Origin of the sequence: Aneurinibacillus sp. UBA3580 (assembly GCF_002375825.1) — a bacterium.
Taxonomy (GTDB): domain Bacteria; phylum Bacillota; class Bacilli; order Aneurinibacillales; family Aneurinibacillaceae; genus Aneurinibacillus; species Aneurinibacillus danicus.
Window position 1 is genome coordinate 34,552 of record NZ_DFMZ01000012.1, and the last position, 14,709, is coordinate 49,260.

At 48.6% G+C, this 14,709-nt stretch carries 11 protein-coding genes; all 11 read left to right on the plus strand.

Going from position 1 to position 14,709, the window contains the following annotated elements; genetic code table 11:
* Positions 1–1,514, plus strand: a 1,514-nt coding sequence (locus B2899_RS02500; RefSeq protein WP_286883796.1) for a DHH family phosphoesterase, incomplete at its 5' end; no start/stop codon positions are given.
* Positions 1,511–1,954, plus strand: a complete 444-nt coding sequence (gene rplI / locus B2899_RS02505; RefSeq protein ID WP_146809941.1) for a 50S ribosomal protein L9 — start codon at positions 1,511–1,513, stop codon at positions 1,952–1,954. The genes B2899_RS02500 and rplI, both read left to right, overlap by 4 nt.
* Before the next feature lie 16 nt (positions 1,955–1,970).
* A complete protein-coding gene (locus B2899_RS02510; protein WP_146809940.1) occupies positions 1,971–4,601 on the plus strand; it encodes a replicative DNA helicase in 2,631 nt (876 codons plus the stop codon).
* A 173-nt stretch (positions 4,602–4,774) separates the two neighbouring features.
* The gene (locus B2899_RS02515; RefSeq protein WP_286883800.1) at positions 4,775–6,064 is read left to right on the plus strand and encodes an adenylosuccinate synthase; all 1,290 of its coding nucleotides are present in this window, start codon (positions 4,775–4,777) and stop codon (positions 6,062–6,064) included.
* Between the two features lie 317 nt (positions 6,065–6,381).
* Positions 6,382–7,689, plus strand: a complete 1,308-nt coding sequence (locus B2899_RS02520) for a peptidoglycan DD-metalloendopeptidase family protein (RefSeq protein WP_286883803.1) — start codon at positions 6,382–6,384, stop codon at positions 7,687–7,689.
* A 121-nt stretch (positions 7,690–7,810) separates the two neighbouring features.
* Positions 7,811–8,527, plus strand: coding sequence for a response regulator YycF (yycF, locus tag B2899_RS02525; protein WP_286883806.1), 717 nt, complete (start codon positions 7,811–7,813; stop codon positions 8,525–8,527).
* A 3-nt stretch (positions 8,528–8,530) separates the two neighbouring features.
* Positions 8,531–10,339, plus strand: coding sequence for a cell wall metabolism sensor histidine kinase WalK (gene walK / locus B2899_RS02530; RefSeq protein ID WP_286883808.1), 1,809 nt, complete (start codon positions 8,531–8,533; stop codon positions 10,337–10,339).
* On the plus strand, positions 10,329–11,708 hold the full coding sequence (locus B2899_RS02535; RefSeq protein WP_286883811.1) for a YycH family regulatory protein: 1,380 nt from the start codon (positions 10,329–10,331) through the stop codon (positions 11,706–11,708). The genes walK and B2899_RS02535 overlap by 11 nt, the downstream gene beginning before the upstream one ends.
* Before the next feature lie 16 nt (positions 11,709–11,724).
* On the plus strand, positions 11,725–12,531 hold the full coding sequence (locus B2899_RS02540) for a two-component system regulatory protein YycI (RefSeq protein ID WP_286883814.1): 807 nt from the start codon (positions 11,725–11,727) through the stop codon (positions 12,529–12,531).
* Between the two features lie 37 nt (positions 12,532–12,568).
* The gene (locus tag B2899_RS02545) at positions 12,569–13,366 is read left to right on the plus strand and encodes an MBL fold metallo-hydrolase (RefSeq protein WP_146809933.1); all 798 of its coding nucleotides are present in this window, start codon (positions 12,569–12,571) and stop codon (positions 13,364–13,366) included.
* A gap of 61 nt (positions 13,367–13,427) precedes the next feature.
* Positions 13,428–14,657: a S1C family serine protease gene (locus tag B2899_RS02550; RefSeq protein ID WP_286883817.1), complete on the plus strand. Its 1,230-nt coding sequence runs from the start codon at positions 13,428–13,430 to the stop codon at positions 14,655–14,657.
* Positions 14,658–14,709: the final 52 nt, after the last annotated feature.

Genomic DNA, 14,709 nt, shown 5'->3' on the forward strand with positions numbered 1-14,709 from the left:
CTGAAGAGCGGTTGTTGTATTTCACGGATATGACTGAGTACAAAGAACTTCAGATGCATTATAAAGAAGAGAAATTAGTGCTGGCCATTGTGCATATGGATAATCTCGATGAAGTGGCACAGGGAATGGATGAACAGAGCCGTAGTTTGCTGCTGACCAATGTTACAGGGGCGATTACGAAATGGGCGCATCAGTACGGTATTTATCTACGCCGTATTTCTTCCGACAAATTTCTTGCCGTATTCGATCAGGGGACGCTGCAACAGTTGGAGGCAACCCGTTTCGATATTTTAGACGTTGTGCGGGAGATGACCAGCAAGAATAAAATTCCGATCACGCTTAGCATCGGTGTAGGTGCCGGCATTGATACCTTCATTGAGCTGGGAGAGCTGGCACAATCAAGTCTGGATGTGGCGCTTGGCCGTGGAGGCGATCAGGCGGCCGTTAAGGTCAAAGATAAAATCACCTTTTATGGCGGAAAATCGAATGCGGTCGAAAAACGAAATCGGGTACGTGCTCGTGTTATTTCCCATGCGCTGCGTAATTTAATGCTTGAGAGTGATCTGGTGCTCATCATGGGTCACAAGATGCCGGATATGGACGCGATCGGCGCCGCCATCGGCGTACTGAAAGCGGTGCATGCTGCCGAAAAGCAGGGCTATATCGTACTTGACGAAAGCAACCCGGCTATCGAACGGCTGATGCAGGAAGTGGAAGAGCATGAATACCTTAACGACTATTTCATTACAAGCGATCAGGCGATACAGATGGTGACTAAACGGACGCTTGTCGTCGTGGTGGATACGCATCGTCCATCGATGGTCATTGAACCGCGCCTGCTGAATGTCACCAACAGGGTTGTTCTTATTGACCATCATCGGCGTTCGGAAGAGTTTATTTCCGACCCGGTGCTTATCTATTTGGAGCCTTACGCATCGTCGACCAGCGAGCTTGTGACAGAATTGCTCCAGTACCAGGGAGAGAATCTGACACTCGATGTGCTTGAAGCGACTGCGCTGCTTGCCGGTATTGTGGTCGATACAAAGAGCTTCGCATTCCGTACCGGTTCGCGGACGTTCGAGGCCGCCTCGTTTCTGCGCCGCAAAGGGGCCGATACCTCGCTCGTACAGGTACTGCTAAAAGAAGATTTAATGCAGTATATTCGCCGTTCAGAGATCGTCCGGCATACCGAGATACTGGGCGGAGCGATTGCCATTGCAACAGGAAAAGAGAGTGAGAAATACGGTCAACTCCTTATTGCGCAGGCTGCGGATACATTGTTGACCATGGCGGGCATTGAAGCCTCGTTTGTCGTCTGCCGCAGGCCAGATGATCTGGTAGCCATTAGCGCCCGTTCCCTGGGCGATTTCAACGTTCAGGTAGTTATGGAACAGATGGGCGGGGGCGGACATTTAAATAATGCGGCGACACAACTGAAAGATACCACTGTCGCAGAAGCTGTGGAACTGCTCAAACAAGTGCTTAAGAATTGCCAAGGGGGGAAACTAAAATGAAAGTAATTTTTCTGCAAGATGTAAAAGGACAAGGAAAAAAAGGAGAAGTAAAAGAGGTTTCCGAAGGGTATGCACGCAATTTCCTGCTGAAAAAAGGCCTCGCAAAGGAAGCGACGGCAGGTAATCTGAAAATGCAGGAAGCGCATAAAAAGAGCGAAGAGAAGCGCAAGAAGGAAGAGTTAGAGCAGGCGAAAAAGCTGGCAAAAATTATGGAAGAGACGACGATTACGATTAAAGCCAAGTCCGGTGAAGGCGGACGTCTCTTCGGCGGCGTAAGCACGAAGCAGATCGCTGAAGAATTGAAGAAAGCGAATTTCAAGGTGGATAAACGGAAGATTGAACTGCCTGAGCCGATTCGCACCCTCGGCTACACCAATGTGCCGATTAAACTGCATCAGGAAGTTACAGCGACAGTGAAGGTGCATGTCGTTGAAGAATAGAATTGAGGGATAAGCCATGAGTGATATTTTCCTCGATCGCATTCCACCCCAAAACATTGAGGCCGAGCAGGCCGTTTTGGGGGCTATTTTTTTGGAGCGGGAAGCGCTAATTACAGCGACGGACATTCTAACGGCGGAGGATTTCTACCGAACTTCTCACCAGCGTATTTTTCAGGTTATGGTGGATTTGGGGGAACGGAATGAACCGGTAGATCTTGTTACGGTTACGGCCGAGCTGGATAACCGCAAACAGCTTGATGAAGTGGGAGGCGTCTCCTATCTCACCGATTTGGCTACATCCGTTCCGACCGCTTCCAATGTGGAGTACTATGCACGAATTGTGGAAGAAAAATCGACTCTGCGCAGGTTGATTCGCGCAGCAACAAAGATTGTAACTGACAGCTACACAATGGGCGAAGATGTGCCCGCCCTGTTAAGCGATGCGGAGAAAACGATTATGCAAATCTCCCAACGCCAGCGGGCATCGAGCTTCCAGCACATCAAAGACGTGTTGATGGATACGTACGAATATATCGAGACATTGTCCAATAACAAGGGGGAAATTACCGGGCTGCCTACGGGATATCCGGATCTTGACAAGATGACGGCTGGATTGAAGCCTTCGGAGCTTATCATTCTGGCTGCCCGGCCGGCGGTGGGCAAGACTGCGTTCGCCTTGAATGTAGCGCAGAACGTAGCGGCACGTGCCGGGGCTCCGGTTGCGATCTTTAGTCTTGAGATGTCCGCGACACAGCTTGTACAGCGGATGATTTGTGCGGAAGGAAACATCGATGCGCAGCGGATGCGCACCGGATACTTTGCCGAAGAGGACTGGCACAAGCTCACGATGGCGATCGGTACACTGGCAAACGCGCCGATTTATATCGACGATACGCCGGGGATTACCGTGTCGGAAATCCGGTCGAAGTGCCGCCGTCTGAAAGCGGAAGTCGGTCTCGGTTTGATTCTGATTGATTACCTTCAGTTGATTACCGGGCGAAGGGGCGGCAACAGCGATAACCGCCAGCAGGAAATCTCGGAGATTTCCCGGACACTGAAGCTCATTTCCCGTGAATTGGAATGCCCGGTCATTGCCCTGTCACAGCTTAGCCGTGCGGTAGAGCAGCGTCAGGACAAGCGTCCGATGCTGTCGGACATTAGGGAGAGTGGATGTTTGTCGTATGATACATTGATTACGCGGGCAGATACCGGAGAGCAGGTGGAAATCGGTTCTTTGGTTGGCCAGGAGAACATCCCCGTGCTGAGCATGAACGGCGATTTAAAGCTGGAAGTGGCGAATATTAGCAAAGTGTTCAGCAGCGGTTATAAACAGTTGTTTGAATTGAAAACGGCAAGCGGACGCACAATTAAAGCTTCTGCCAATCACCCTTTTTATACGGTTAACGGTTGGAAGGCTGTCGAAGAGCTGCAGACGGGCAGCCGGGTAGCTATAGGAAGAAAAATTGAATTGGCCAACCAATGTAGTAATGAGGAAATAATGAGTGAGGAAGAACTCGGTTTGCTAGCCCATCTAATTGGCGATGGGTGTGTAGTTTCTAGACAGCCTATTCATTATACAAGCCAGGATAAAGCGAATCTTGATTATGTAGCTCAAGCAGCCAATAAATTATTCGGAATTACAGCGCGTGTGGTAGAGCAAGGCACATGGAAGCATATTTATCTTCCTTCACCTTACCGCCTGGCAAGAGGAAAACGCCACCCGATTGCCCTATGGTTTGAAGAGATGGGGATATGGAATTTACGTTCTTACGAAAAACGTATTCCAGCTAAATTATTCAAGCAGCCGAAGGGTGCCATTCGTTTGTTTTTGCATCATCTTTGGGCGACTGACGGATGTATTTTTTATAAAGAAGGCAAGCCAGGGAAGATATATTACAGCAGTACAAGTAAAAGATTGGCTGAACAAGTTCAGCATCTATTGTTACGGCTTGGTATATTGAGTGCGCTTCGTCAGGTTCCTCAAGGCAAACATCGTCCTGGCTACCATGTCGATATTTCAGGAAAAGAAATGCAAATGTTATTTTTAAGTGAAATTGGATGCTTCGGTGCTCGAGGCGAGAAAATAATCGATTTCATAGCAGCATTGCAAACGAAAACCAAAAATCCAAACCGAGATATTGTTCCGAAAGAAATATGGACTTATGTGTCTGCTGTAAAAGATAATTACGGACTTAGCTGGCGAAAAGTCAGCAGCGGTTTAGATACAGCTTATTGTGGTTCAACCCTGATGAAAAGCGGACTATCTAGAGACAGGATGCTTAGACTGTCACAAGTAATTCCTGATAAAAGGCTGTCTGATCTCGCTAACTCTGATCTTTATTGGGATGAAATTATCTCCATTACTCCGCTTGGCGTAGAGGAGGTGTTTGACGCTACAGTTCCAGGCAACCATAATTTTATTGCTAACGATTTTGTTGTTCATAACAGCATTGAACAAGATGCGGACATGGTCGCCTTTCTGTATCGCGATGACTATTACGACAAAGAAACAGAGCGAAAAAACATCATCGAGGTCATCATCGGCAAACAGCGGAGCGGTCCAACAGGAACTGTGGAGCTGGCCTTTCTCAAGGAATATAACAAATTCGTCAGCCTCAGTCAGCATAATGAGCCGGGGCAAGGATAAGCAACGTATAGATTTTAGGAAAATCCCTATCCTACCTGATAGGGATTTATTCTTTTTTACACAGCATTCTCGAACAAATCATAAAGATAAAACCCGATCGTTCGGTTTTTATTGACATACAGAAACGCCGTTGCTAAACTTAGTATGTTAGAAAAGTAGGAGGTGCCCAGCCAATGTCAACCGTAGTAGTTGTAGGAACCCAATGGGGGGACGAAGGAAAAGGAAAAATCACTGACTTCCTTGCGGAGAAAGCGGAAGTCGTCGCTCGTTATCAAGGTGGAGACAATGCGGGTCATACCATCGTTTTTGGCGGGACAAAATATAAATTGCACTTAATTCCTTCGGGGATTTTTTACAAAGAAAAAATTTGCGTAATCGGAAACGGCATGGTCGTCAATCCGAAAGCGCTGGTTAAAGAACTGGATTACTTACATAGCAATGGCGTAAGCACGGACAATTTGCGCATCAGCGACCGTGCGCATGTTATCATGCCGTATCATATGAAGCTTGACGCAGCCGAAGAAGCGAAAAAAGGCGATAACAAAATCGGTACGACACTCAAAGGGATTGGTCCGGCATACATGGATAAATCGGCGCGTATCGGTATCCGCATGGCAGACTTGATGGATAAAGAAGTATTCGAAATGAAGCTGCGCCGCAATCTCGAAGAGAAAAACCGTCTGTTTGAAAAATACTATGAAACAGAAGGCTTTACGGTAGAAGAGATTATGAACGAATATCTTACATATGCGGAGCGCATCCGTCCATACGTAACAGATACATCCGTTGTGCTTAACGATGCGATTGATGCAGGCAAGCGCGTACTCTTCGAAGGCGCCCAGGGCGTTATGCTGGACATTGACCAGGGTACGTATCCGTTTGTAACGTCTTCTAACCCGGTTGCCGGCGGCGTTTGCATCGGTTCCGGTGTCGGTCCGACGAAGATTCATCATGTCGTGGGTGTGGCAAAAGCATACACAAGCCGCGTAGGCGACGGTCCGTTTCCGACGGAGCTGCACGATGAAATTGGAAACCGAATCCGTGAAGTGGGCCGTGAATACGGTACAACGACAGGACGCCCACGCCGCGTAGGCTGGTTCGACAGCGTAGTGGTGCGCCATGCACGCCGCGTCAGCGGGATTACCGCTCTGTCCTTAAACTCGCTTGACGTATTAAGCGGGCTTAAGACGGTGAAAATCTGTGCCGCTTACCGCTACAAAGGCGAAGTCATCGAGCATTATCCGGCCAATTTGAACATTCTGGCCGAGTGTGAACCGGTATACGAAGAACTGCCGGGCTGGGATGAAGACATTACAGGTGTTCGCTCCCTGGATGAACTGCCGGAAAATGCGCGTCATTATGTAGAGCGCATTACGCAGCTCACAGGCATTCCGCTTTCCACGTTCTCTGTTGGTCCGGATCGTGAACAGACAAACATCGTTCGCAGCGTATATGCCCTCTAGAATAAAATAGAGTATGGTAAGGCCCTGACTTGCAAACTGTTAGGGCCTTTTTGTATATTCTTTCCTCTCAATCCTATCATTTCATGTCGAAATATGTCATTTTTTCTTGCCGTAGTATTCTTCCGATGGTACTATGAAGGAGTGTTTGGAAGATGGCGTGTAGACATAGGTCCGAATGTCTTATTTGATGTATAAAACCGGTACATTAACTAAAAATAAACAGAGACAAAGGGATACTTTTACAGGATTCCCTTTTTTGTTTTGTATGGGTAATTTTTCACTCCAGAGTCAGGCAGCAGGAGAAAAGGGAGGTAGCAATGTTTATCGAAAGAATGTCGTCATGGACGAAAGGTACATGGTTTCATGGCGTGAAATTCGTTCAGGATACAAAAAACAAGGGGAAGATTGCATTTGGAATCATGGCCGCATTACTTCTAGTCAGCGGTACGGCTGCAGGCGGCTATGTTTATCAGTCAAACGTAAATACACTTTATCACATCTCGTTGGACGGAAAGGAAATCGGTAGTATCGAGAATCCGGATGCTGTCCGCAAATGGCTGGGGGACCGGCTGGCGGCCGAGAAGAAGAAATACCCTGATTTGGCACTCGGCTTCAATAAGGAAATCTCTATTACCGAAAAACAGCACTATAACGGAAAAGGTACCAGGCAAGAAGACGTGCTGAATAAGCTGGCCTCCGCGGTACAGGTGGAAGCGAATGCGGCTCAGCTTGTTGTAGACGGCCAGGTCATAGCCTACGCCAGAGATCAAAAGACTATCAATCAGACCCTTACCAGTCTGAAAGCTTCCTATAATGAAAAAAAAGCGACGCAAAATTTAACGGCGGGAGCGGGTAATGTAAGTCCTGAACAGGCAAAACAGATGGAGTCCGATCTATCTGAGGTAAGCATTAAAGAGAATATTCAAATCAGAGAAGGGAAAATTTTGCCGGAGCAAGTCCTGAAAGAGCCGCAGTTGATGAATAGAATGAAAAAGGGAGTCACCATTGTCTCTAAACACGAAACCGTAGAAACGCTCGCCATTCCTTACCGGGTAAATGTCAAACCCGATCCGACAAAATATCGCGGCGATGATAAGACAATCGTCCAGGGAAAGAACGGTAGCAAGCAGGTCGTCTACGAACTGGTCAAGGAGAATGGAAAGCTGGTGCAAAAAAATGCAGTGCACCAGAAGATTTTACAGCAGCCGGTAACGAAAGTAATGATTCGGGGTACAAAAGTGAAACCTTCACGCGGTGACGGCCAGTTCCGCATGCCTTCAGCGGGAATACTCAGTTCGCCGTTCGGCAAGCGCTGGGGCCGTATACATGCGGGCATCGATCTTGCAACGCCAATCGGTACGCCGGTCCATACATCGGATCATGGCCGCGTCACTTTTGTCGGAATAAAGAGAGGATACGGTAAGTGTATGATTGTTGACCACGGAAACGGCTATCAGTCGTTATACGGTCACCTGGACGGTTTTGTAGCGAAGAAGGGGGACATCGTAGCGAAGGGTGAAGTCATCGCCAAGTCCGGCAATACCGGACGCTCTACGGGACCGCATCTGCACTTTGAAATTCACAAGGATGGAGAGCCAATCAATCCCATGCTCTTTCTCCGTTAAGGATAATTCAAGGAAGAACAAGCCGACGCGGGTCCAACTTGCGCCGGCTTTTTTTTGATCTATAGAAAGAAGAGCAGGATTTTCATAGAGAAAGTGGAAAAAGTCTAGGAGAGGTGAAACCATGAGACATAAAGTAATGGTAGTAGATGACGAACGTCCGATTGCAGATATTCTTCAGTTTACATTAGAAAAAGAAGGCTACGATGTTGTATGTGCCTATGACGGAAATGCTGCCGTCACGCTGGCGGAAAAAGAAAAGCCTGACTTAATCCTGCTTGACATCATGCTGCCGGGCAAAGACGGTATGGAAGTATGCCGGGTGGTCCGGCGTACGTCTGATGTTCCGATCATCATGCTGACTGCCAAAGACAGCGAGCTGGATAAAGTATTAGGCCTGGAGCTAGGAGCCGACGACTATGTTACCAAGCCGTTCAGCAGCCGTGAACTGCTCGCCAGAATCAAGGCGAATCTGCGACGGCATACGAAAGAGCTTGCGGAAGAAAAGAAGAAAGAGAGCGAGCCTTCCACGAAAATTACGGTAGGTCAGCTCATTATCGATATGAAATCGTATACGGTTGAAAAAGACGGCCAGCAGATTGATATTACACACCGCGAATTTGCCCTGTTGCATTATATGGCGAAAAACCGGGGACATGTTATGACACGCGACCACCTGCTGCAGGCGGTATGGGGGTTTGATTACTTTGGCGATGCGCGCACGGTGGACGTCACCATACGTCGTCTGCGCGAAAAAATTGAGGATGATCCGAGCTCACCCCACTACATTATTACCCGGCGCGGGCTCGGGTATATGATGCGCAGCAACGTGGAGGAATAGACGATGAAGCGGGTCCGTTTTTTTCAAACGGTTCAATGGAAAGTAGTGATTCTTTATTTATTGCTTATCCTGATTGCGATGCAGGTCATCGGAGCCTACTTCATCCGCGCTACGGAATCCTATTATCTCAACAATTTCGACGAGACGCTGAATACCCAGGCCAATTTGTTGGCGGTGAATGTAGAGAAGTATCTGGAAGAAGAGAACATTCCGCGGGAAGATATCGATAACTTAATCCATAATCTGTTCGCGCTGCGCAACGCAGATGTCCAACTGCTGGACCAGAACGGTACCGTGCTGACAACCACGGAAGAAAATAAAGCGTTCATCGGTCAGAAAAACACGCGCGCTGAGATTAATATGGCGTTGCTCGGCACACGCAACGATTCGATTCAATACAACCCGGAGACCCGACAGCGGGTCAAAGTGCTGGCGCTTCCAATCAAAAAAGGAACAAAGATTCTTGGCGTGCTTTATATGGTAGCATCGATGGAAGAAGTCTATCATACGATGCGTCAAATTAACGGGATCTTTGCTACGGGTACCGTACTCGCCCTGCTGTTGACTGCGGCGCTCGGTATTGTGCTAGCCCGTACGATTACAACGCCTGTCAAGGAAATTACCCGGCAGGCGACTGCCATGGCAAACGGTGACTTCAATGGCCGGGTACGTATCTATTCCGAAGACGAAATTGGCCAATTGGGAGAGACGTTTAACCTTTTGACCCGGAAGCTTAAACAGGCGCTTTCCCAGACGGAAGCGGAGAAAGAAAAGCTATCTTCCATTCTGGCCAATATGACCGACGGGGTTATCGCCGCGGACGGCGACCGCAACATTATTCTTGTCAACAAGCCGGCCGAGCGTATCCTGGGCGTGAGTTATAAAACGGTGTTAGGCAAAAACCTCTATGAAGTTCTTGCCGTTCCCAACGAAGAGGAATGGGATTCCCTCTTCGAGAAAAACGGTTCGCTGCTAATGGATATGAATGTAGAAGGGGAAGAGCGCCTGATTCGTTTCTCATTCACGGTGCTCAAAAGCCGGGAGGAAGAGAAAAACTCCGGTATTATTGCCGTTATGCAGGACGTGACCGAGCAGGAAGCGCTGGAGAAGGAACGTAAGGAGTTTGTAGCCAATGTTTCACATGAGCTGCGCACGCCGCTTACAACGCTAAAGAGCTATTTGGAAGCTTTGGAAGAAGGCGTGGTTGATGACCGGGAACTTTCCCGGCGGTTTCTGCGTGTGCTGTTGAACGAGACGGATCGAATGACCCGTTTGGTGACCGATTTGCTACAGCTTTCCCGGTATGATGCCGGGCAATATGCACTCGATTTGCAGCCGGTTAACGTTCGGGAGCTACTGCACCATGTTACCGAGCGTTTTGCGCTGCGGAGTCAGCAGGAAAACATCGCTCTTTCTCTTGACGTACCCGAAAGCGGGCTTCCCAGGGTCAAAGCGGACCGGGACAATATCATTCAGGTATTGGACAACCTTATTTCGAATGCAATGAAATATTCAAGCGAGAATACGACGGTGGTAATTCAGGCACATGAAGAAGAGAACGTCGTGCGAATTGAGATTATTGACGAAGGAATAGGCATTCGCAGACGCGATTTGGATCGAATTTTTGAACGTTTCTATCGCGTGGATAAGGCGCGCAGCCGCAGTATGGGGGGGACTGGCTTAGGACTTTCCATCGCCCGTCAGATTGTGCTCGCCCATGGCGGTACGATTGAGATTGATAGCGAGTGGGGGAAAGGAACACGAGTCAGCTTTACACTTCCGATATACGGGGAGAATGAAGATGGAGCTTGAAAGACTGAAAACAATCGTCCTGACTTTACTTATCATCATAAGTCTGATGCTCTCAGGTTTCTTATGGAATAGCACGCCTGAGCTGGAAAATTTGACGCCTTCCGACTATGTGGCGCCGCAGCCTGCCGGCCACAAATATGAGGTAACGGATGTTATTCGTCCGTCTTTCCTGATGTTTCATACCGGAGAAGGCAAGCATAGAAAGGCGCCGATTGAATCGGCTATGTATGAGAAGCTGATGTCCCGGATGAACCAATGGTATTTCTATAACTTTGTCGATACCCATTTGGTTAAAGAAGAGTGGGAGGAGTTAATTAATAAGAGAAGGTCGGTGGAAATTGTCTACAATCATGAAATTCCGGCCGATATCGCAAGTGAATTGTTTACGCTCCGCAGCCATGCCGAAGGAAATTTCCGCTCCATAAGCCGCATCCTTCTTTATGAAAATGAGGAGAAAAACGCGGTTGATGCGCTTCTTATCTCTAACCGTAATCAGCAGGTCATCCGCGTACATACGTCAGTAGAGCCGGAAGAGGTAGAGAATTTGTTTGCGCCCGGGAATCTTGCCGGACTTTCGGAGCAAATCCTGTACCGGACATTTGTCGACAGGTTAGAGGATGATATTCGAACGACCCGCTATGCCTTTTATGATCCGATCTATCTTCCCGGTGGACGGGAGAAAATGTCGCGTTACCGATATTTTTATCAGCCGTTGACTGTTCAACAAGTATTGAACGCCATGTTTGTGGATGCCAGTTTAACCCGCCAGGTGACCGAGCGGGACGGTACGATGATTTATACGAACGGCAGCCAATCCGTATCCATTCCTTCAGAGCGAAATTATCTATTGTACCGCCACCCGATGCATGAATGGGAAAAAGCGCAAGGAGAGCGGCCCAATTATGAGGCGCTTAGCTCGGCTCTTTCTTTCATCAACCAGCATGGCGGCTGGATTGGCCGCTATTACCTGGAAAGTGTCGATGACGTAAACTTCGTAAACCGGGAGAATACCGTAGCGTATCGTTTCCGTCAATATATCGGCACGTATCCGTTATTTAGCGGCGACGGACCGGATTTGAATACGATCTCTGCCCGTGTATCGGGAGGCAATGTCTCCGAGTTGTATTATCCGATGCGGCAGCTGGATTTGTATTTCGAACGCATTCCTGTCACGGTTGTTTCCGGAACCGAGTTGATGAAATGGCTGGAGAACAAGGGGATTAACAAACATCAGGTCGGATCGATAGAGCTTGGGCTCTATACCCGTTCGATTTATGACTTTATTGAGATGAAGCCGTGCTGGGTGGTGTACTTGAAAGATAAGGAGCCGCTCTATGTAGAAGCGGATGTCGCCGGATTCGGCAAGTGAGCGGGAGGAAGGGAACATGGACTGGAGTAGAGCGAAAACCATTTTAATCGTAACGTTCCTGCTGCTTGATCTTTTTCTGGGCTACCAGGTGATTATGAGTCAGAACAGAGATATCGAAACCGCGCCGCAGGGCGAGTTGATTCCGTCAAGCCTCGAAGAACTTCTGAAGACGCGCAACATTAAGCTGGATACGGAAATCCCGTCTGAAACACCGGAAATGAATTATGTTAATGTAAGATTTACGAGTTTCGCTCACCATTTGCAGACGCTGACCGGACAGATTCTCGGACAGCAAGGAGTGGGCGTTATGGTAAAATTTAATGAACCCGTTCCCCTATCTAATTTCGTAAATAAAACGGAGATGCTCAAGAGCCTGGAGCCATACGCGGCATACGCCCGGGACTATGTGTTTGATGCCAAACGGAGTTCGAGTACTGTGCAGCGGTACGTCCAGAAGTATGGGAAATATGTAATATTCAGTGCTCCACTTGAAATTGTGTTGGCACAGGATCGAATGATCGGCTACAAGCAAATTCATGTGCAGATTGTCAACCAGGGGACCGGCCGGAAGATTATTCCTGCGTTCACGGCGGTTCGTACATTATTGGACAACGGGTATATCCGGTATGGGGAGAAGATTTTGGATGTGTCGATTGGCTATTACGGCCATATGTATGATGCCGATATCCAGGTGCTGGCTCCTGTCTGGCGGGTCGTTCACAGCGAAGGAGTCCATTATGTGAACGGTCTTACAGGCGCTATAGAGCAGGCCCCTCCTCTTGAAAAAAATAAGATTATCTCCAATAATAGTACTAGTAAATAGAGGCGCCTGTTCATTCCAAAGGAGAGAAGATGGGCTTATGGAGTTTAGCGTGCTTGCCAGTGGAAGCACTGGAAATTCATTTTTTATTAAATCAAAGAATAGTAAAGTGTTGGTAGACGCCGGGTTAAGTGGTAAACAAGTAGAGAGTCTGCTGGAAGAAGTAGGTGTGAGTGCCGCAGACCTGGATGCGATTCTCATTACGCATGAACACTCCGATCATATAAAAGGAGTAGGCGTGCTGGCGCGGCGGTACCAGCTCCCTGTCTATGCCAATGCGAAAACATGGGAACAGCTCGACCGCCAGTTGGGCAAAATTGCAGAAGACCAGCGCCTGATTATGGAAGTGGGCGAAACGGTGGAGTTCGGAGACATGAAAGTCGAGTCGTACGGTTTGTCGCACGACGCCGCCGAGCCGATGGGTTTCTGTTTTTATGAAGATGACGCCAAAGTGAGCTTGACGACCGACCTGGGCTACGTGAGCCAGCGCATCAAGGATACGATTTGCGGTTCTGATGCCTATATTTTCGAATCGAACCATGATGTAGAGATGCTGCGGATGGGAAGCTATCCGTGGAACACAAAGCGCAGAATTCTAAGCGATGTCGGTCACCTGTCCAATGAGGCAGCCGCAGAAGCGCTCGGCGATATTCTTTCGGGCAAAGGCGAAACCGTCTATCTCGCTCATCTGAGCAAGGAGAATAATATGACGGAACTGGCGCGCCTGACAGTGAAGAACATCCTCCAGGAATACGGGTTTACAGACGGTGAAGACATCAAGCTGATGGACACCTCGCCCGTCCGCCCTACCGTAATGCAGGAAATCATACGTAAATGAAGCAGCACAATTAGTAATACTAGCAAATATGAGATGATGAGGTACAGAAAGGAGCAGCGCTATGGGTTATTACAACGATGATTTTTACGACAATCGTAAGCGAGGCAGACGAGGCGGGGCCTCCACGTTTTTTATCGCGCTTGTTTCAGCCATTATCGGCGGTCTTTTGGTATTGATGATGGTGCCTACGCTATTAAAATCAGGTTATTTTCCAGGCTGGGACGCGCCGTCTGCTGCCGAACAGCCGGGCCAGCAGACTCCTGCGCCTAATAGAGGAAATACAGTCAATTATTCCGTTGATGTAAATTCAGGTGTCGTCCAGGCAGTACAAAAAGTGGAAAACGCGGTAGTAGGTGTCATTAATATACAGCAGCGAAGCGACTTCTTCGGGCAAACTGAAGAGGGGGAAGCGGGCACCGGTTCGGGCATCGTGTTCCGCAAAGTCGGCGGCAAAGCGTACATTGTAACGAATAACCACGTAATTGAAGGCGCACAGCGTGTACAGGTATCACTTGTAAAAGGTGAAAAGAATCTGGATGCAAGAGTGGTGGGCGCCGACACGCTGACTGACCTGGCTGTGCTTGAGATTGATGGATCGAAGGTTCAGCAGGTAGCTGAATTCGGTGATTCTTCGAAAGTGAAAGCCGGAGAGCCGGCCATCGCCATCGGAAATCCGCTGGGCCTTGATTTCTCCCGGACGGTTACCCAGGGTATTATTAGTTCCACCGAGCGGACGATGCCGATTGATTTAAACGGGGATAACGAGAAAGACTTCGAAGTGAATGTTCTGCAGACGGACGCGGCGATTAACCCGGGGAACAGCGGCGGTGCATTGGTGAACATTGCCGGGCAGGTGATCGGTATTAACAGCCTGAAAATCGCCAAAGAAGGCGTCGAAGGTCTCGGTTTCGCGATTCCGATTGACGACGCCAGCAAAATTATCGACGATCTTATCAAATACAAATCCGTGCAGCGTCCGATGCTGGGTGTAACACCGGTGGATCTCGCATCCGTACCGGATGAAGCGCGCAAAGATCCGCTGCAGCTTCCGGATAGTGTAGAAAACGGGGTTGTAATTAAAGACGTAAGCCCGATGGGTCCTGCCGACAGAGCAGGTTTGAAACGGTATGACGTTATTGTGCAGCTGGACGACCAGAAAATCGAAAACCAGGCGCAGTTGCGTAAGTATTTGTTCCAGAAACAGATTGGCGATACGGTAAAAGTTACATTCTATCGCGGCGGCAAGCAACAAACTGTCAACGTAACGCTCGCCAAGCAGCAGGTACAATAACGAGAAGAAAAGCCGGGGATTTTCCCCGGTTTTTCTGTGAAAATCATGAAGA

Excerpts from the sequence above, each read along its gene's own strand:
- B2899_RS02545 (WP_146809933.1), top strand. The coding sequence starts at position 12,569 with ATGGAGTTTAGCGTGCTTGCCAGTGGAAGCACTGGAAATTCATTTTTT.
- B2899_RS02515 (WP_286883800.1), top strand. The coding sequence starts at position 4,775 with ATGTCAACCGTAGTAGTTGTAGGAACCCAATGGGGGGACGAAGGAAAA.
- B2899_RS02510 (WP_146809940.1), top strand. The coding sequence starts at position 1,971 with ATGAGTGATATTTTCCTCGATCGCATTCCACCCCAAAACATTGAGGCC.
- walK (WP_286883808.1), top strand. The coding sequence starts at position 8,531 with ATGAAGCGGGTCCGTTTTTTTCAAACGGTTCAATGGAAAGTAGTGATT.
- yycF (WP_286883806.1), top strand. The coding sequence starts at position 7,811 with ATGAGACATAAAGTAATGGTAGTAGATGACGAACGTCCGATTGCAGAT.
- rplI (WP_146809941.1), top strand. The coding sequence starts at position 1,511 with ATGAAAGTAATTTTTCTGCAAGATGTAAAAGGACAAGGAAAAAAAGGA.
- B2899_RS02550 (WP_286883817.1), top strand. The coding sequence starts at position 13,428 with ATGGGTTATTACAACGATGATTTTTACGACAATCGTAAGCGAGGCAGA.
- B2899_RS02520 (WP_286883803.1), top strand. The coding sequence starts at position 6,382 with ATGTTTATCGAAAGAATGTCGTCATGGACGAAAGGTACATGGTTTCAT.
- B2899_RS02540 (WP_286883814.1), top strand. The coding sequence starts at position 11,725 with ATGGACTGGAGTAGAGCGAAAACCATTTTAATCGTAACGTTCCTGCTG.
- B2899_RS02535 (WP_286883811.1), top strand. The coding sequence starts at position 10,329 with ATGGAGCTTGAAAGACTGAAAACAATCGTCCTGACTTTACTTATCATC.